A 17965-nucleotide genomic window follows, 5' to 3' on the forward strand; every position below is an offset into this window, starting at 1 on the left:
CGGTTCAGGGTTAGGGTGATAGGAGCGATGACCCTGGCAGTCGTCATTATCCAGAGACTGCGTTGTTCTAGCGATAGCTGTATTTTAATGGTTGCAGCGTCGTACTGGTAGCCGAAACCGAACCACCTTCGAACCACGGCAATGGTTAGTCGATGGTTTCAGTTCTTGCTAACTATTTGATTTATTTTGGCTCCGGCGGTAGGGATCGAACCTACGACCAATTGATTAACAGTCAACTGCCTATATCGAGTGAAGTTCTTGATGCGGAAAAAAAGATTCTTTCTATTAACGTCGGTTAGAAGGGTTCATGTTGTAGCATCTTGCACCATAAAGTACCATTGTGGAGTCAGTTTGTTTGGACAGTTGTTTGGACGAAAACCGGGCGAGAGTGCAAGATGGACGATAAGAAACCGGCGAGCCTGCGGGGTAAGGCTAAGCGCATCAAAATCGACAGCAGGGTTGTGGCGGCTGCGCTGAAACGCCGTGCGACGGGCTGCCGGGAAGTAATTGCTGACGCCGTGACCCCCGGCCTGCGGCTTAAGGTCGGACCGCGTGGCGGCAGTTACACATACACGGGCAGAGCGCGGGGCCACCGACCCGATGGGACCCGACACCCGGTCTCGGAATTTACACTTGGTCACGTCGATGACCTGACGCCCGCACAGGCGCGGGCTGCGGTTGAGGAACTTCAGGCGGTGCTGGCCCAAGGGCGCGATCCGAAGGCGGAGGTGCGAGAGGCTAAGGCCAAGGCCAATGCCGACGCGCGGGCACGGCAAACGATACGGCAGGTGGCCGACCGCTACCTTCGCAGTCAGCAGAACTGGACCGACGATGACAGAGAACGGCGGGCGCAGCAGACCGAGCATCAACGCCAGGAATCTCTGCATGTCCTAAGGGGCATCGAGGAAATGGGTGCAGGCGTGGCCGACCTCTGGATCGGAGATATGACGATGGCCCACCTTCAAGGCGTGTTGGATCTGCACACTGGCAAGCCCGCCACCGCCCGCCACCGTGGGCTGGCGCTGGACAAGTTCGCCCGCTGGGCGATGCGGAAGGGCTACATGCCTACCAACCCGTTTGACGGATATGAGCGCCCCAAGCCGCCGAAACCCCGCCAACGGCAGGCGGATGCTGCCGATGTTCAGGCGCTATGGAACGCGTCCGACCTGCCGGAAGTCATGCATGCCTTTACCCGATTGGCGATGTTGGTGCCGCTGAGAGCGGGTGAACTAGCGGAACTTGAACCTGGCAACATCGACCTTGAACGCTCTGCAATCGTGCTGGACGGCAAGGAAACCAAAAACGGCGACCCGTTCACCATTCCCCTCGCGTCATCGGCCCTTGAGATCGTCCAGCAGCGCCTTGCCGTGACCGGGGAAAGAGAACGGCTGTTCCAGCTGAACGGCGCCGGTGGTCCAATGAACGCGTGGAACAACTACAACCGTCGGGTTCGAAAATACGCGCCCGGCTTCCACTTGCACGATATCCGCCGCCTGTTCGTGAGCGTTCTGGCTGAGCAGGGCGTCGGGGATGCGGACACTACCGACAGTCTGTTGAACCACCGGCAAAGCGAGACCCGGAGCGGCGTCCGCGCGCATTACCATCAGGCGCGGCTGTGGCCCCGGCAAGTGAGAGTTATGCGCGCTTGGGCTGATCTCGTCAGCTATGCCGTCGAACATGCCGAGTGGCCCCCGATGGAGTTTGAAGACGACGTGGTAGTTGCGCTTGGGTCGGTACGATGAGCGATGAAACCCTCTGGCCCGGCATCAGAAATGAAGACTATCTCGGTGTAGAACTACCGGAAATGCTCCGAATTCAAGGTGTCAAAAGCGGTGGTGGCAGTACGACTAGATTGCAGACCGACACGGAAGAATGGCTGACTCCGCACGAGTGGTATCAGCGATATCATCGGTGGCGGGCCGGCGAACCGATTGGGCTGGTGCCACAGCACGGATCGCCGGAAAGTCATCTGTCGCCCATGGAGCGAGAACAACTCGAAACCGCCATCAAGACGTACGCGCACGGTTTCAAGGAACGTGACCATCTTTGGCGGGCCGTTGCTGCCGAAATCAAGTCGGGTAAAAAGCGAACTGAAGCCTGCCGTTTGGCACTTAACGAACTCGGGCGCGGCTCAATGGGCGGAGACGATCCGCAAATTTTGGTGCCCCGGCACTTCTACCGGGTTGTGACGAGAGTGGTCCACGGTTTCAAAGGATTGCCTCGATAGCACTTTTCAGGACGAAATATACCAAAAATCACTCAACTGTCTCTCAAGACAACCGGTAAAACTTGGTAATATTTGGAGGGGTCACTTTCGTAGGAGACCCCGACATGCCAAAGAGCGAGAAACCTGAGTTCGCCGTGTCTACCGGCGATGCGGCTCCAGATTTCGCGATCCCGCTTTGGGAGCCCGGCCAGCCATTGCCGAAATACGCTAACAAGCACAGCCTTGCCCGGATCATTTCGTGGCACTGTGAGCCGGTCAGTCCGTTGGGCCTTCGTTTCCATCCACTTCGCGTGTCGCGTCCGGGGCGCGAGAACGTGTTCGAAGTTGAGTTTGCTCTTCAGTATTTTCGTAACCGCCTTAAGCGGGCAGGGACACATCAAGTCGGTTTGGAGCGTCGCAGGGCGAGAGATGTAGCATTGGGGAGGCGTTGAAATGACCGACGCCCGCACAATCACTCGCGCGCTTAACGGTCGCTGGCACGGCAACACCGGATCGGCTCGCTGTCCCGCCCACGACGACCGACACCCGAGCCTGAGCATCGGCGACGCCGACAACGGTGGTCTACTGCTGACTTGCCACGCCGGATGCACCTTCGAGGGGGTGATCGACGCGTTGAAGGTGAAAGGCATACTTGATGGCACAGCGCCAACGGACCGATGGTCGCCTATCCCGCAGATCCTGGATCACCACCGGGAGGCCATCACCGCCGCGCTGGGTAACCTCGTCACGCAGATCGACGTCGGGCTGAAGCTCGACGGTGACGCGGCAGTAGAAGAGATCCACGGCTTTCTCAACGGCGACGCCCGCGCCTCCGGCGCGTTCGTGGCATCCGCCCTGCGCCGCGCTGGCGATGTCGACGCCATCCGCGAGGTGGCCGGCTACTGGCTGCAGGTGCTCTCGCCAACCATGGGCCGGGAGGTGCTGTCATGAGTGTCACCGCTGCACAGGCCGAAGCCGCCCCTGATCGGCTGGGAGTATCTGGATCCGCTCCACGAGAAGTGGAAGCGGGTCTCGCGCCGCCGCGCGCTCTGGAGCCGCCGTGCAGCAGAGGCGTGGAGCAGCCGCCACTACGCGCGGGCAAGGCTCGCGGTTCTGGAGGGGAGGTCATGAGCGCCGCACCGCAAACAGACGCCGGCGCGTGGCCGCAGTCGCACGCCGAGTTCCTTGGCGAGATCTTCCATGCGGTCGGTGACGGCGAGACCGGCTGCATCGCCACCGTCCACGTGTCGCAGGGCAAGGCGACCTACCCCGCCTACCCGTGGCCGTCCTACTCAGCGCAGGACTTCCACACCCACTACGGTGTCGGCATCCACCTGCCGGTCGACAAGGCCGTAAAGCCGCGCCCGAAGTTCCGCCGGACCAAGGAGACGTGGACCGGCATGGCCGTCATCGTGCTCGACGACATCGGCGAGGAGAAGGAGGGCACGGTCATCGGCAGGCCCGGTCTGGAGCCGAGCTTCGTCGTCGAGACCAAGCCAGGCAGTCAGCAGTGGGGGTACATCCTCACCGAGCCGGTTCGTGACTACGAGCAGGCTCGGCTGATCCAGACCGCCGCCGTGGCTGCGGGGATCAATGATCCCGGTGGCCAGAACCCCGCACGCCTCGTGCGCCTGCCCGGTTCGAAGCCACCGGGCAAAAAGCATGCCGCCAGGCTGGTCCACTGGACGGGCAAGCGTTTCGATGTCGGCGAGGTGATCGAAGGTCTAGGCCTCGACCTGAAGGCGGCGAAGGAAATGAAGCGCAGGACGTCGGCACCGGACCTGATGCCGGGCGACAGCAGCCCGGTGAACATCAGCGATGATCCGGTGCTCGCGTGGCTGGACGAGCAGGGCCTGATCCTCGGTGATCGTGGGACGGACGGATGGATCGAGATCGTCTGCCCATGGCACGGCAACCACACGGACGCCGCAATCGACGGCACGGGCTACCGCCCGCCGACCAGCACCGATCCTTACCGGTCGTTCCACTGCTTCCACCGGTGCAGCGACCTGAGCCACGAGCAGGGCGGCAAGAATACGGAGACCTTCCTCGACTGGATCAGGGAAAGCGGAGGGCCGGATGTCGGCACGCTGGACGAGGCTGCGCGCGAAGCGCGTAAGGCGAAGTTCAGGGAGATGCGCAAGGGAACCCCTGCCGGCGATACCGACCCGGTCCTGCTGATTCATGTCAGGAACGCTCGCGCGGCGGCGACCGAGGCAGAGCGCAAGCCTTCGCTGAACTCGATCATCTGGCTGCTCTGTGATGCAGAATGGGGAGATTCTGAGATCGTCCGTCTTATCACTCATACGCTCAGGCTGGGCGGTACCGACATCATGGAGACGGCGGGCTGGGTGATGGACCAGATCCTCAGCGCCAGGAAGAAGCAGGCCGAAAACGCGCGGCGAGATGCGGAGGCGGCAGCCAGGCGTAAGCCCCGACCTCTGACCAAGGAGCAGAGGGTCACCCGCTTCATGAAGGCATGGTACGGCCTCACCCCCAGCGAGCAGGTGGGGGCCATGCAGTGGGTCGAGGAGAGCCGGACATGAGCAAAGAACACGATCCGAACATGGCCATGTTCCACACTATCGAAGGCGGCCTGGCGGGTGCGCAGGGTGGGGCTGCGCAGGAAGATGTCGGTCTCGTGTTCGAAGACATCAAGGAATACCGCGACGTTGCCCAACTGATCCTCGAAGAGGAGATGATGTCACGAGGCATCCCGACCGTGAAGTTCTGGCGCGGGCAGTTCTGGACCTATGTCGATGGCATGTGGCTCGCATCCGAACAGATGGAGGGGTACAAGGATGCGATGTTCTTCGAGATCCACCGCATCCTCAGCCGGTCTTCGAAGCAGGAGCGCAGGCGACGGGATAGGGAATTGGTCACGGTCGTCGAAAGGGTCAAGCCCACATCCACGCTGGTTAACGAAGTCAGGACAGCCCTGATCTCCCTCGTCTCCTATACCGGCCCCGACATGGCGTGGATCAGTGGGGAAGGGCCAGCTGGCATGCATGCCTGCAGGAACGGGTTTGTGAATGTTGAGACCGGAGAGATCGTCGATCCAACGCCGCGCTTCTTCAACACACGACGGCTAAACGCAGATATCAGGGTGGACCTGATCGACGCTGACACCTTCGAGGAGGCATGGCTGGCGTCGTCGTCAAACCGATTCTTCGGACAGACCTTCGAGCGTGACCCAGGCCAGATCGGACTGCTACAGGAGATTGTCGGCTACATCCTCTTCGGAGGTATGGAGCAGCACAAGATCTTCCAGATCATTGGCAAGAAGAGGAGTGGCAAGGGCACAGTCAACAACATGCTGAAGCATCTGATGGGAGGTGCTGCCTGTGCCCCAAGTACCCGGAACCTGGAGGGTGACTTTGCCCTGCAGCCGCTGGAGAACAAGTTGCTGGCGACGATCACGGACGCACGGATTGACAAGAACACGAACCACGGTGCGCTGTCCGAGATGCTACTGGCGATCAGCGGTGGAGATCCAAGGGATATCTCCCGGAAGTACATGACCACGCTTGTCGGGGTCTACCTGACAGTGCGATTCCTGATCCTGTCCAACAGCCTGGCACCATTGAGGGATGCTGATGGCGCTCTCGCTGACCGTATCGTCTACCTTCAGACAACCGGGTCATGGCTCGGGAAGGAAGATCATGAGTTGCTGGACAAGCTCAAGGAAGAAGCAGACCTCTGGCTGATGTGGGCCCGGCTGGGATACCTGCGCCTTCGGCGTCAGCGATACTTCACACAGACCGAGACGCACATGAAATTGCGCAACAAGTCGGTGGCCAAGATGGCACCGATCAAGACCTGGCTCGACGAGTACGTCGAGGAGGATATCGATGGCTACATCCCGGTCGATGATATCTTCGCGATCTTCCGCAAATGGGCAGATCAGATCGGTATCGCGAGGTGGAATAAGGCGCGGCTGATCTCGTCTATCCATGACGCCACGGACGGCACGACACGACCAACCAGACCCCAGCACACGAGGACATTTGTCGATGCTGACGGGAAGCCGGTGGGCAGTTCGACAAAGCGTGAGAGAGCGGTGGCGGGCATCATCTGGCAGAAGGGAAAGCGACCGTCGGAGGAGGAGATGAGGGAGATTCGCGAGTTCTACTGGGAGGAGGACCGGCTTGATGAAAACTGAGTTTGGTCCGGGTGGTCCGGGTTATCGCTCTCCCTCTTCTTTATTTTATCCCCCTTAAGGGAGGATACCCGCCCGAAAGCATAGCCGACGACCCGGACAACCCGGACAGATGGCTCAGCAAGTCTTACCTTTCATCTGGAGGCAGATCATTACCGAACACCTCAACGACCCCCAAGGTGGGGTCACCAAGACCAACCCGATCCAGTCTGCAATCGACGCGGTGCCCCTCGCCTCTGAACGCGTTGGGTCTTGAGGCATGGGCAGAGCCGGATGTCTGTCCTATCTGCCTGGATTGGATAGAGACAATATCCTGTGCCGTCTGAGCTGATCGAGGGCGGCAATCCTCTTGGGAAACCTGGATGCAAATCACCCTGACAGCCACCTCATCATCCGCTACTATGTCAGTAACGCTGCCCCTTTTCCGGCACACACAATGGCGACAAAGGCGACCCGATGACTGAAGACACAATCAACGACAAACGTGGCCCGGACGGTCGCTTCCTGCCCGGCAACAGGCCTCCGAGATCCACTGGCCGCCCGCCTGGATCCAACGGCGTGAATGCACGAGCCGCCCACCTCGCCAACGAGTGTCTGGAGACCATGCTCGGCAAGGCCGCCGATGTCATCGACGCCGCCCTCGACGAGGGCGACAGCCACGTCGCGACATGGCTCATCGACCGGATCCGTCCGCCGAAGACAGCTGACTTCGTACGGATCGACATCGCCTCGGATCTCGAAACCCCTCGAGAGGCCGTGGAAGCTGCCAGAGAGGCCATTCTGGCCGCTGGCAGGGGTGAGGTCAGCATGTCCGAGGCGAAGGCCTACGTGGCGCTCCTTGAGCGTCTGGGAGGCATGCTGGGGTATCTTGAACTGGAGCAGTTGAAGGCGTCTCTGGAGGAGTTGAAGGCAAGCCGGGATCGGCCGCCGCTGCAACTGCCGGAGATTTCGCGGGTGCAATGGGGGCATGGTTGGGTTGATCGGGAGACTGGGTAGACTGCCATGTTCTCGGGAGGTGCGTAAATAATTCCGCTGCCTGCGCGGAGCCGGCACTGGTGTGCCCAAGGCAACGTCCGGTGTGCGAGCTATCCGGACCTTTGGCTCTGATCGCTCAACCTTCGCGACCGGCCCAGAGCTGAGTTCAAGGAGGAGTGCAGTGAAGGTCGGCTTCGAGCCGTTCTGTGGAATTGCACCCACTCGCAACCGCAGAAATTCGGAGGTTGAGAAGTAGCACGTGCCTTTCCTGTCAGTCTTTTCCAATTTGCTGCGGCGTAGGAAAGATTTTCGCCAGTTTCCTGAGGATTTTGGGCGGGGGCGGCCAGGCGGTATTCGTCGCTGGCGCCGCATGGGTCACGTCGTTAGAGGCTTCCGAGGCCATGCTCGTAAGCGCATCGCGTGGCACCTTCCGCAAGGGCGATCTCTGCCGGCAGAGATCGAAGCGGACCGCCTATGCCGACAGGAACTGACGGCTTGTTGGGTTACTTTGATGTGACGCTCGTGGAGATGGCCTGAAGATCGGCGAACGTGACCCGCTGCACTGCGTGCCCCAATCCGAGTTCCGCTCACGGCAAGCGTCAAGCCACATCTCTCGCGATATCATCCGCTGAATAATTATATTGATCAGATGAATGGTGGGCGACTACGCTTACGAAGACATCCGAAGGGGGCGCATGTGAGAATCACGGCCATCAAGACATTGCTTGTGAACGCCGAGATGCGGAACTGGCTCTTCGTTCGGGTGGAGACCGATCAGCCCGGGCTTATTGGTTGGGGCGAAGGCACCCTGGAGTGGAAATCACGGGCCGTGGTCGGCGCAGTCGAGGACCTCGCACCGCTTCTGATCGGGCGCGACCCTCGCGACATCGAGCAGGCGCTACGTGTCATGCACAAGCACGGCTTCTGGCGCATGGGTGTCATCGGGACGAGCGCGATCTCGGCGATCGAACTGGCGCTCTGGGATATCCTGGGAAAGGATCTCGGCGTACCGGTCTGGCGCCTGCTTGGCGGTAAGGTGCGCGACAGCGTGGCAGTCTACACGCACCTCGGCATGGGCGACATGGAGGCCGTCTACGAGACGATGCAACCAGACACTCTTGCCGAACGCGGTGCGGCGGTTGTTGCGGAAGGCTACCGCGCGCTCAAGGTCGTCTGCATTCCATACACACACATGCTTGCGTCGAACCGCGCCGTAGATCACGTTGCGGACCTTATGTCCGCGCTCCGGACGGCGGTAGGTGACGACGTGGAGATCATGATCGATTTTCACGGCCGCCCCGGCACGACGGCCGCGGCGCTGGCCTACATCGGGGCGCTCGCCGAAGGACGGCCGATGTTCGTCGAAGAGCCGGTGCAGCCCGGCGATCCGGAGCAGATGCGCGAGGTGACGCGGGTCTCGCCGGTCCCCGTCGCCGCGGGCGAGCGGCTGATCGGCCGGTCAGAATATGCGCCCCACGTCGCCTGCCGCGCCTTTCACGTGGCGCAGCCCGACATCTGCCACACCGGCGGCATGGCCGAGGCCCGCAAGATCGCTGCGATGTGCGAGACCGCCGGCATCGGCGTCGCGCCGCACAATCCGCTGGGTCCGATCGCCTCTGCCGCCGCCCTGCACTTCGACGTCGTGACGCCGAACTTCGTCATCCAGGAGGAGATGTCCGGCGCGGTGCCCTGGTATGACGAGGTGGTCGACGGCCCCGTGACGCGGATCGACGGCGCCTGGCAGGTGCCGGAGGCGCCAGGCCTCGGGGTCGAGGTGAACGAAGCCGCATGCGCCCGGCATCCCTTCGCGCCCGAGGTGCAGCATGCGGCGCGGGCAGTGCTGGCGGACGGCACCGTGGTGGACTGGTGAGCGCCGCGGGATCCCTAGAGGCACTCGGCCGGGCGCTGCGCGCCCTCGGCGCGGTGTGGATCGCGGTGACGCTTCTCTACATTGTTTCGGGCCTCGTCTCGCCGTCGATGTTCCAGCTGGGACAGGTCGTCAACATCCTGCAGGTCGCGGCGTTTCTCGGCGTCGTGGCGCTGGGCCAGGTGATCGTGATCCTGACCGGCGGCATCGACCTCAGCCAGGCAGGCACGATCACGCTAACTAACATCGTGGCCACCAGCGTAATGATGGGCCAGCCGGAGAACATCGCTGCGGCGTTGCTGATCTGTCTGGCGCTGGCGGTGGCCGTGGGGCTTCTAAACGGCATCCTCGTGGTCGTCATCGGCATCACACCGCTGGTGACGACGCTGGGCATGAACTCGATTCTGTTCGGCGCGGCGCTGGTCTACACCGGCGGCGCCCCGCGCGGAGAGGCCGCCGAGGCATTCGAGGTGATCGGAACGGGGCGCTTCTTCGGCATCCCGGCGCCAACGCTGATCTGGCTGGCGCTGGCGGCGGCGCTCTTCGTCCTGACTCGGCGCACCGTCTTCGGCCGCTGGCTCTACGCCACTGGCGCCAACCCAGTCGCCGCCCGTCTGATGGGTGTCCCGGTGGAGAGGATGACCGTCGCCGCCTTCGTGCTGTCAGGCGTCATGGCGGCGATTGGCGGGCTCTTGCTGACCGCCTACGTGGGCTCGCCGTCGCTCGGCATCGGCAACCAGTTCCTGCTGACCTCCGTGGCGGCCGTCGTGGTGGGCGGCGCCGCGCTGACGGGCGGGCTGGGCGGCATCCTCCCGACGGTGGGCGGGGCCATCTTCATCACCGAACTGAACAGTTTCACCAACATCGTGCAGGTCACGACAGGCACGCAATTCGTGCTGCAGGGGGCGATCATCATCCTGTCGGTGATCGCCTACCGCCGCCTGTCGGGAACCGGCCGGTGACACCTCCGCAGGGGCGGGGGACGCGAGGACGCTGATGTCCGACACCAAGAGGGAGGAGACCGAAATGACCACCAGAAACAGACTGACACGGCGCAGGTTCATGACCACGACCGCGGGCGCGGCGACGGTGGCCGGGCTTGGCGGACTAATCCGTCCAGCCATGGCGCAGGAGGGCGCGCAATTGACCCCGGTGGGGGAGATGGTCACCGCCACCGCCAAGGAAGGGCCCTATCGGATCGCCTTCTCCAACGGCTTTTCCGGTAATTCCTGGCGCGCGATGGCGGTCGCTGCGCTGGAGGCCGAGGCCGCCGCGACGCCTGAGATCGCCGAGTTCGTCACGGTCGACGGGCAGGGCGACATCAACAAGCAGGTCAACGACATCGAGACGCTGATCAACCAGCAGTTCGACGCCATCCTCGTGATCGCCAACTCCGGCTCCGCCGTGGCGCCGATCCTGCGCGAGGCGACGCGCGAAGGCATCGTCACCGCGCCCTTCAACCTGCCCGTGGACGGCACGGACTGGTCCACTTACGTCGGCACCGATCCCTCGAAAAAAGGCGGCTCGCTCGGGGCATGGCTCTCGGATGCGCTCGGCGGAACCGGCAAGATCGTCGCGCTCGGCGGCCTGCCTGGCAACTCCTACACCGCCGCGGGCTGGGAAGGCGCGCAGGCGGCATTCGCCGACGGGATCGAGGTCCTAGCGTTCCGCGACGCCTACTGGGAAGAGGACCGCGCAAAGGTCATCATGGCCGACCTGATTGCCGCCTATCCCGAGATCGACGGGATCTGGTGCGACGGCGCGCAGGTCGGGGCAGGAGCCATCAAAGCGCTACTCGACGCGGGCCGCCCGCTTGTGCCGGTGACCGGCGACGACTACAACGGGATGCTCAAGCTCTTCGACGCCGAAAGAGCAAACCACCCGGGCTTCGATATCGGGCTTATGAGCGAGCCCACCTGGCAGGGCATCTTCGCCATGCGCGCCGCAGTGAGCCTTCTGAAGGGCGAGGAAGTCCCAAAGCAGCAGATCCTGGAACCTCAACTCATCACGGCAGACAACTACCGGGACTACATTCGCCCTGACCTACCGGATGGTGTCTTCACCGACACGTCCCTGACCGATGCGCAACTGCGCGAAATCTTCGGTGCGTGACGAGGAGGCCACGAACAGCGAAGAGGCGCCGGCGACGGCGCCTCCAGTGCTATCCGTGCGCGCGGTGGACAAGCGCTTTGGTGGCGTCCACGCGCTGAAATCCGTGTCGCTGGACATACTGCCGGGCGAGATCCACGCGCTGGTCGGCGAGAACGGCGCCGGCAAGTCTACTTTGATGCGGGTGCTGACTGGCGCCCATCCGCCCGACAGCGGCAGCGTGCTGATCGACGGGGCAGAGATCCGCCTTGCCTCGCCGCAGGACGCCTTTGCTCGCGGGATCGCCATGGTGTGGCAGGATACGCGGCTTGCAATGACGCTGGACGTTGCCTGGAACATTTCGCTATGCCACGAGCCCGGGGGCCGCGTGCTGGTGGACCGGGCGGCGATGCTGGAGACCGCGCAAAGGGCGCTCGCCCGCATTGGGTCGGGCGCGGATCCGCTCGCCCTGCCGTCGGAGCTGTCCCGCGCCCAGATGCAGCAGGTGGAGATCGCCCGCGCGCTGTCCCGCAGCACCCGCGTGCTGATCCTCGACGAGCCGACCTCAGCCCTGACGCCCGCCGAGACAGAGGGGTTGTTCCAGGTCCTCGCCGAGTTGCGCGCCGCGGGCACGGCCATCGTCTTCATCTCCCACCGCATCCCCGAGGTTCAGGCGATCGCCGACCGGGTCACGGTGATGAAGGACGGCGTGATCACCGGCACCCTGAGTGCCCAGGAGGCCACCGAGGCGCGGATCGTGTCGATGATGGTCGGCCGGGAGATGGGCCTCGACTTTCCGCCACGCGCGACCGCCCCCGGCGACGTGATCCTGCAGGTCTCGGGTCTGCGGACGGCCCATGCCAGGGACATCGCCTTCGAGGTCCGCGCCGGGGAGATCGTCGGCTTCGGCGGTATCGAGGGGTCGGGCCAGCAGCAGACTGCCCGCGCGCTCTTCGGACTGGGCATTCGCGGCGGGGAGGTGCGCCTCAACGGGCACCCCGTCCCGCTGTCGACGCCCGCGCAGGCGATTGCCGCGGGCATGATCTACGTGCCCGCCGATCGCCAGCGCGAAGGCCTGTTCCCGATCCATTCGATCCGTGAGAACGCTGCCCTGCCCAATGTCGGCGGCTGGACGCGGCGCGGCCTCATCGACGCCGGCCGCGAGGCGCGCGAGGTCGCCGCCCAGATGCAGGGCCTTCAGGTGAAGGCCCCGGGACCCGAGACGCTCGTGGGGGCGCTGTCGGGCGGCAACCAGCAGAAGGTCGTCTTTGCGCGCTGGTTCATCGGCGCGTCGGATGTCTACATCCTCGACGAGCCGACCCAGGGCGTCGATGTCGAGACGAAGATGGAACTTTACGGCCTCATCCGCCGTCTGGCGGAGGGCGGCGCGGCGGTTGTGGTTGTCTCCTCCGACCTGCCGGAGCTGATCGGGCTGACCGACCGGATCCTCGTCTTCTCAGCGGGCCGGATCGCAGCGGATCTACGCTCAGCCGGGGCGACCGAGGAAGGCGTAATGCGCCACGCCGTCGGGGCCGCCAAGGGGGACGGAGACGGAGTCAGGGACCGGCACGCCAGCGGGCCCGACGGCACGGCACAGGGGCGCGCGGCGGTGCGGCGGCGACCGCTTCTGCAACGCTACTTGCCAGGGCTGCTCCTGCTGGCGCTGGTCGTTCTGATCGCCTTCGCTGCGAGCCTTGCCGCGCCCTATTTCCTCACGCCGCGGAACTTCGCGTCGATGGGCGGGCAGATCGCGCCGCTGGCAATTGCCGCGCTGGGCCAGATGTCCACGATCCTGCTGGGCGGGATCGACCTATCCGTGGGGCCGACGATCAGCCTCGTGACCGCAATCGCCTCCTACCTGCTGTCACCAGAAAGCGGCGTGCCTATCACCTTTGGCGTGCTGGCCTGCCTCTGCGCGGGCATCGCGGTCGGCGCGCTGAACGCGGCGCTGACGACGGTGCTGCGGATCCCCGATCTGGTGGCCACGCTGGCCACCTTCTCGGTGGTGCAGGGGATCGCGCTGATCGTGCGGCCGGCACCGGGTGGCCGGGTCTCGGGGGAGTTCGCGGACGCGGTCACGATGCGCCTGGGCATGGTGCCCGTCGTCTTTGTCGTCGCCGTCGTGCTTTACGTCGTGGCCGAGACGCTGCTGCTGCGCGGACGGCTCGGCGCGCGCTTCTACGCAACCGGCGGAAACGTCGCCTCGGCCCGCGCGGCGGGAATCGCGACGGACCGGCTGCGTGCCGGGGCCTATCTGTTCTCCGGCCTGATGGCCGCGGTCGCGGGACTGATCATCGCGGCCCGAATCGGGTCCGGCGATCCCCAGGCCGGCACAACCTTTACGCTCTCGACGGTCACCGCCGTCGTAGTCGGCGGCACTCTGGTCTTCGGCGGCGTCGGCACGGCGGTCGGCACGATGCTGGGCGCGATCCTGATCATCCTGATGCAGAACGTGCTGAACCAGCTCTATGTCTCCGCCTACTGGCAATATGTCTGGACCGGCGCACTGACGCTTGTTGCCGTTGGCTTTCACGGGCTACGAACCCCCGAACGCCGGGCCGCGATGCGCGCCGCCGCGGGGCGGCTGGTCGCCCGCCAGCGTGCACCGATCCGAAGACCGGGCCCGCCGCACGATGAGGACACGCCCCAGGCCAAGCAGGAGTGCCACCGATGACCGAGATCCGCCTTGCCGCGAAAGCTCACAACATCCTTGGCGAGGTGCCCATGTGGGACGCCGAGACCGGGACCCTGTGGTGGGTCGATATCGAGGGCTGCCTGCTTCAACGGCTGAGCGCGGCCAGCGGCGAGGTGACCTCCTGGACCCTGCCGGAGCGGATCGGATCCTACGCGTTGCGCCGGGGCGGCGGGATCGTCTGTGCCTTCGCCAGCGGTCTTGCGTTCCACGATCTCGACACCGGCCAGACCGACTGGATCGCCCGCCCCGAGGCCGACACCCCGCGAAACCGGTTCAATGACGGCAAGGTCGACCGGCAGGGCCGGTTCTGGGCCGGGACCATGGACGACCGGCTGAGCGACCGAACCGGGGCGCTCTACCGGCTCGACCCCGACCTGAGCGTGCATCGCATGGAAACCGGGATCGGTATTTCAAACGCGCTCTGCTGGAGCCCCGACGACAGCCGCTTCTACTTCGCCGACACGATGCAGCAGGAGATCTGGTCCTACGAATTTGCGCCGGAGACGGGCGACATCGCGAACCGCAGCCTCTTTGCCCACACCCGCGACCAGCCGGGACAGCCCGATGGGGCCACCGTCGATGCAGAGGGCTTTCTCTGGAACGCCCAGTGGGACGGCTGGCGGCTGGTGCGCTATGCCCCTGACGGAACCATCGACCGTGTGGTGGATCTGCCTGTTCAGAAGCCAACGAGTTGCATCTTTGGTGGCCCGGACCTGCGAACCCTGTTCATTACCACCGCGATTTGGGATCTGAAGGGCGAGGCACTTGCGGAACAGCCGCTTGCCGGGTCATTGCTGGCGCTCGACACGGATGTGCCGGGCCTGCCAGAAACCCGGTTCGCAGCATAGGGATCGTCGTGGCGGAAAAGCTTCAGAAAGGAACCGGTTCAACGCCGCCCGCAGCCACCATCGCCGCGGACGGCCCGAATCGGGCCGGGCGCAGCGTCTACCGCATGGTCGTCGAGACCGTCGCGCGTGATGTCGTCTCGGGGCGATATGGGCCGGGGGAAATCCTGCCGACAGAGGCGGTGCTGGGCGAGCAGCTCGGGGCCGGCCGCTCCTCGGTCCGGGAGGCAATGCGCGTTCTGGTCGACAAGGGCATGCTCGAGATCCGGACGCGCACCGGTGCCCGCGTCACCGACAGGGACACCTGGCGCAGTCTCGACCCTGATGTGGTGCGATGGACGCTGGACCTGCGTCCCGACCATAAATTCCTGGCAGACCTGCTCGAAGCACGGCGGATCATGGAGCCCCAAGCTGCTGCACTGGCCGCCCACCGGGCGACGGCTTCCGACCTGTCGCGGATGGAGAGCGCGCTTCACGCCATGACGACGGCCCTGCCCGGCGATATCGACTCCTGCGTCGAGGCCGACGCCGCCTTTCACCAGTCGATCCTCGCCGCGTCGGACAACCTCGTCTTGCGCGAGTTCGAGATCATCATCGACGCGGCCCTGCGGACCGCCTTCCGGCTATCCACGTCGCTGGCGCAGTCATACAGTGCGACAATCCATTCCCATAACGACGTCTTCGAGGCGATCCGGCTTCGCGATCCCGTGAGGGCAATGTCGTCGATGTCATTGCTTCTGGATGTCGCAGCGGCCGACCTGGGACTGCCGAACGGTATCGTTGGAGCCGGATGAACGGCAAACCGTTGGTTATCCGGGCGCGGCACGGTTACCTCATGAAAAACGCTGCTGGCCTTCGAGAACCACAGATTACGTTTGGTCTTCTAGAGCGCGTCGCGGGCTTTGAGATTCAGGGTTCCCGGCTTTTGCGCGATATGATTCCCTGCTGCTGAGGCAGTTAAATCTCTCCGCGGGGTGCTGACGTCAGACAATGTCAAAATGGCCTGGACCCACGCTCGATGCCGAGTTGGTTGGCGAAAGGTGTGCAGACTTTCAGGGCGCTGCGTAACGAGGAGCACTTCTCGGTCGCGCGCAAGTTGCTCGAGCCTACGAACATTCCTATCGTTGAAATCGGAGCAATCCTCGGCGTCGCATCCCTAAGCGTGTTCACTGAAGCATTTCTCCGCCTCAGTGGGACACCGCCAACCGCCTGGCGCACAAGGTCATCCGACACCACTTAGGAGTGCTGCCATACGGACTGCAGAACCAGGAACAGGAACGCCGTCGAACAGCCGAACATCAACACCCCGGTTATTGCGATCAGCGTGCCGATGTGCCTCCACGGATACTTCAGCAGGATGTCGCCATAACCCAGCGTCGTGACAGATGCCGCGGAGAAGTAAACGCCCTCAGTAACACTTTGCAAAAGCTTTGTCCGATGCAGGAAAACGCCCCACAGGGCGGCCTGGCCAGCGTGCACCGCCATCAGTGCGAAGAAGCTCCCGAGGACGATGAGCTTGCCAGCATTCTTGGCCCCAAGGGCTTCTCGTAGCCAGGACCGGGAGCGCAGCACCTCACCGGCCACGTCAAATATCATCACCAACTGGATGAAGAACAGCACGAGTGCCAGCAGCACGGCGAGGCCATAGACCTCTGCAATTCTCTTGCGTGAAGGCGGAAGATGCATGTCCATGCCTGTTCCCTCAGACGTGTCTTCACGCGAGCCTCGATTTTCGGTCGGTGTTCGAAGTGGCTTTCTGTTCACTCGCGTTGCTTCCCGATTGATTTCCACACGCGGCCCAAACCGGATCAGCGCTTCGACGTTGCCGCGCGCGCCTTCAGGGCAGCATAAATTGGGAGCTGGCGTAGGGTTTCGGCCACCAGCATTGATCCGAAACACCCCGCAAGTAATGGCAGGAGAAGCGTCGAACTTCCCGTCATCTCGATGACCAGCACGATCCCGGTGAGAGGCGCACGGACGGAACCGGCAAAAAAGGCCCCCATTCCGACAAGAGCAAAGGCTTCCGGCCGAACGGCAAGGTCCGGGACCGAAGCGTCGACAACATAGCCAAAAGCCAGACCGGAGGCTGCCCCCAGAACCATCAGCGGGGCAAACAGGCCGCCAGGCGTACCGGCGGCATAGGACGCCGCTCCTAAAACCATACGGAACAGAAAAAGCGCGGGAAGTGCCACGAGGAGCAAATCGCCATTCAGTGCCTTCTGAGTGATGCCATCGCCTCCGCCCACAAGGTGCGGTGTGATCCAGGCCAGGAGCCCCACGACGGCACCAATACCGGCCGCCCGGAATTCGATCGGCCCGCCGATCCGTTCGGCAAGCGTCAGGGTGGCAAGCAGACCACGATTGTGGGCGACCGAAAGCAAACCGACGAACAGGCCGAGAATGAGAAACAAGACCAACTCCGTAACGCCACCGGAGGCAAGGTCCGTGACATTGAAATCCAGCGAGTTTCCCAGCAAGCTCCGCGACACCGTGATTGCGCCAGCAGACGCGCCAAGGGCCACCAAACCGATGCGCGGATCAAATCGGCCAACCAATTCCTCGAGCACGAAGATCGCGCCAGCGCCGGGAGCGTTGAATGCAGTCGCAAGACCAGCTCCCGCACCACCCGCGATCAGGGCGCGACGGTCCTCAGTGTCGCGGCGAAAGAGGCCTCCGATGATGTGCGCGGCTGTTACCCCCATCTGCACACTTGGCCCCTCTCGGCCGAGGGCAAGGCCGCTGCCCATGGCCAACACGCCACCTAGGAATTTCACCGGGATGAGGCGCGCGGGCGCGGGCGCGAGTGATCCTTCAAGCACCGCCTCGACATGCGGGATACCGCTTCCCGCGGCATCGGGCGAAAAACGACGCACAAGCCAGGCAGCCAATCCGGCAGCCAGCGCGGCCCCTGTCATCATCATGAGTGGGCCCAGGATGGGGTAGGAACTTGTGTGTACGACAGCCATCTCTCGGAACGCATCGGCGCGTTCGAGAGAGTAGCGAAATGCGGCGCCGATCAGGCCGGCGGCCATGCCGACAATGATCGAGAGCAATGCCAGAGCCGCCATCGCGCGGGTTTCGGATGCCGACCTTCTTGCCAGCGATGTCATAGTCCGCATCTGTCGTGTCC

16 protein-coding genes are annotated in these 17965 nt (G+C 63.6%); 14 read left to right on the forward strand and 2 right to left on the reverse strand.

Annotated elements, in window-relative coordinates:
* The first annotated feature begins 395 nt into the window (after positions 1-395).
* The 14 genes from EU800_RS18835 (at position 396) to EU800_RS29125 (ending at position 16075) form a co-directional block, all read left to right on the forward strand.
* On the forward strand, positions 396-1742 hold the full coding sequence (locus tag EU800_RS18835) for a site-specific integrase (protein WP_129634618.1): 1347 nt from the start codon (positions 396-398) through the stop codon (positions 1740-1742).
* Complete coding sequence (locus EU800_RS18840) at positions 1739-2227, forward strand: hypothetical protein (protein WP_129634620.1); 489 nt, start codon at positions 1739-1741, stop codon at positions 2225-2227. Before EU800_RS18835 ends, EU800_RS18840 begins: the two co-directional genes overlap by 4 nt.
* A 432-nt stretch (positions 2228-2659) precedes the next feature.
* On the forward strand, positions 2660-3157 hold the full coding sequence (locus EU800_RS18845) for a hypothetical protein (RefSeq protein WP_129634622.1): 498 nt from the start codon (positions 2660-2662) through the stop codon (positions 3155-3157).
* On the forward strand, positions 3158-3337 hold the full coding sequence (locus EU800_RS18850; RefSeq protein WP_129634624.1) for a hypothetical protein: 180 nt from the start codon (positions 3158-3160) through the stop codon (positions 3335-3337). It abuts the gene before it with no gap.
* Complete coding sequence (locus tag EU800_RS18855) at positions 3334-4752, forward strand: hypothetical protein (protein ID WP_129634626.1); 1419 nt, start codon at positions 3334-3336, stop codon at positions 4750-4752. Before EU800_RS18850 ends, EU800_RS18855 begins: the two co-directional genes overlap by 4 nt.
* The gene (locus tag EU800_RS18860) at positions 4749-6368 is read left to right on the forward strand and encodes a DUF5906 domain-containing protein (protein ID WP_129634628.1); all 1620 of its coding nucleotides are present in this window, start codon (positions 4749-4751) and stop codon (positions 6366-6368) included. Before EU800_RS18855 ends, EU800_RS18860 begins: the two co-directional genes overlap by 4 nt.
* Before the next feature lie 453 nt (positions 6369-6821).
* Positions 6822-7361: a hypothetical protein gene (locus EU800_RS18865; RefSeq protein ID WP_129634630.1), complete on the forward strand. Its 540-nt coding sequence runs from the start codon at positions 6822-6824 to the stop codon at positions 7359-7361.
* 676 nt (positions 7362-8037) lie between these two features.
* Entirely contained in the window at positions 8038-9210 is a 1173-nt protein-coding gene (dgoD, locus tag EU800_RS18870; RefSeq protein ID WP_129634632.1) for a galactonate dehydratase, read from the forward strand.
* Positions 9207-10169 (forward strand): ABC transporter permease, encoded by a 963-nt coding sequence (locus EU800_RS18875; protein ID WP_165354734.1) that lies wholly within the window; start codon positions 9207-9209, stop codon positions 10167-10169. Before dgoD ends, EU800_RS18875 begins: the two co-directional genes overlap by 4 nt.
* Positions 10170-10233: 64 nt before the next feature.
* Entirely contained in the window at positions 10234-11319 is a 1086-nt protein-coding gene (locus tag EU800_RS18880) for a substrate-binding domain-containing protein (protein WP_165354735.1), read from the forward strand.
* Positions 11312-13969: an ATP-binding cassette domain-containing protein gene (locus EU800_RS18885; RefSeq protein WP_165354736.1), complete on the forward strand. Its 2658-nt coding sequence runs from the start codon at positions 11312-11314 to the stop codon at positions 13967-13969. Before EU800_RS18880 ends, EU800_RS18885 begins: the two co-directional genes overlap by 8 nt.
* Positions 13966-14838, forward strand: coding sequence for an SMP-30/gluconolactonase/LRE family protein (locus tag EU800_RS18890; protein ID WP_129634640.1), 873 nt, complete (start codon positions 13966-13968; stop codon positions 14836-14838). Before EU800_RS18885 ends, EU800_RS18890 begins: the two co-directional genes overlap by 4 nt.
* Before the next feature lie 8 nt (positions 14839-14846).
* Entirely contained in the window at positions 14847-15629 is a 783-nt protein-coding gene (locus EU800_RS18895; protein WP_129634642.1) for a FadR/GntR family transcriptional regulator, read from the forward strand.
* 224 nt (positions 15630-15853) lie between these two features.
* A complete protein-coding gene (locus EU800_RS29125) occupies positions 15854-16075 on the forward strand; it encodes a helix-turn-helix domain-containing protein (RefSeq protein WP_129634644.1) in 222 nt (73 codons plus the stop codon).
* Here the strand turns inward: EU800_RS29125 and EU800_RS18905 are convergent.
* Complete coding sequence (locus tag EU800_RS18905) at positions 16072-16527, reverse strand: two pore domain potassium channel family protein (protein ID WP_207209938.1); 456 nt, start codon at positions 16525-16527, stop codon at positions 16072-16074. The two genes, EU800_RS29125 and EU800_RS18905, sit on opposite strands and share 4 nt — an antisense overlap.
* Before the next feature lie 116 nt (positions 16528-16643).
* Entirely contained in the window at positions 16644-17945 is a 1302-nt protein-coding gene (gene clcA, locus EU800_RS18910) for a H(+)/Cl(-) exchange transporter ClcA (RefSeq protein WP_129634646.1), read from the reverse strand.
* Between the last annotated feature and the right edge of the window lie 20 nt (positions 17946-17965).

The sequence above is a fragment of the Tropicimonas sp. IMCC6043 genome, assembly GCF_004146235.1.
Classification (GTDB): domain Bacteria; phylum Pseudomonadota; class Alphaproteobacteria; order Rhodobacterales; family Rhodobacteraceae; genus Tropicimonas.

Excerpts from the sequence above, each read along its gene's own strand:
- EU800_RS18890 (WP_129634640.1), top strand. The coding sequence starts at position 13,966 with ATGACCGAGATCCGCCTTGCCGCGAAAGCTCACAACATCCTTGGCGAG.
- EU800_RS18865 (WP_129634630.1), top strand. The coding sequence starts at position 6,822 with ATGACTGAAGACACAATCAACGACAAACGTGGCCCGGACGGTCGCTTC.
- clcA (WP_129634646.1), bottom strand. The coding sequence starts at position 17,945 with ATGACATCGCTGGCAAGAAGGTCGGCATCCGAAACCCGCGCGATGGCG.
- EU800_RS18880 (WP_165354735.1), top strand. The coding sequence starts at position 10,234 with ATGACCACCAGAAACAGACTGACACGGCGCAGGTTCATGACCACGACC.
- EU800_RS18840 (WP_129634620.1), top strand. The coding sequence starts at position 1,739 with ATGAGCGATGAAACCCTCTGGCCCGGCATCAGAAATGAAGACTATCTC.
- EU800_RS18835 (WP_129634618.1), top strand. The coding sequence starts at position 396 with ATGGACGATAAGAAACCGGCGAGCCTGCGGGGTAAGGCTAAGCGCATC.
- EU800_RS29125 (WP_129634644.1), top strand. The coding sequence starts at position 15,854 with ATGCCGAGTTGGTTGGCGAAAGGTGTGCAGACTTTCAGGGCGCTGCGT.
- EU800_RS18855 (WP_129634626.1), top strand. The coding sequence starts at position 3,334 with ATGAGCGCCGCACCGCAAACAGACGCCGGCGCGTGGCCGCAGTCGCAC.
- EU800_RS18860 (WP_129634628.1), top strand. The coding sequence starts at position 4,749 with ATGAGCAAAGAACACGATCCGAACATGGCCATGTTCCACACTATCGAA.
- EU800_RS18845 (WP_129634622.1), top strand. The coding sequence starts at position 2,660 with ATGACCGACGCCCGCACAATCACTCGCGCGCTTAACGGTCGCTGGCAC.
- EU800_RS18905 (WP_207209938.1), bottom strand. The coding sequence starts at position 16,527 with ATGGACATGCATCTTCCGCCTTCACGCAAGAGAATTGCAGAGGTCTAT.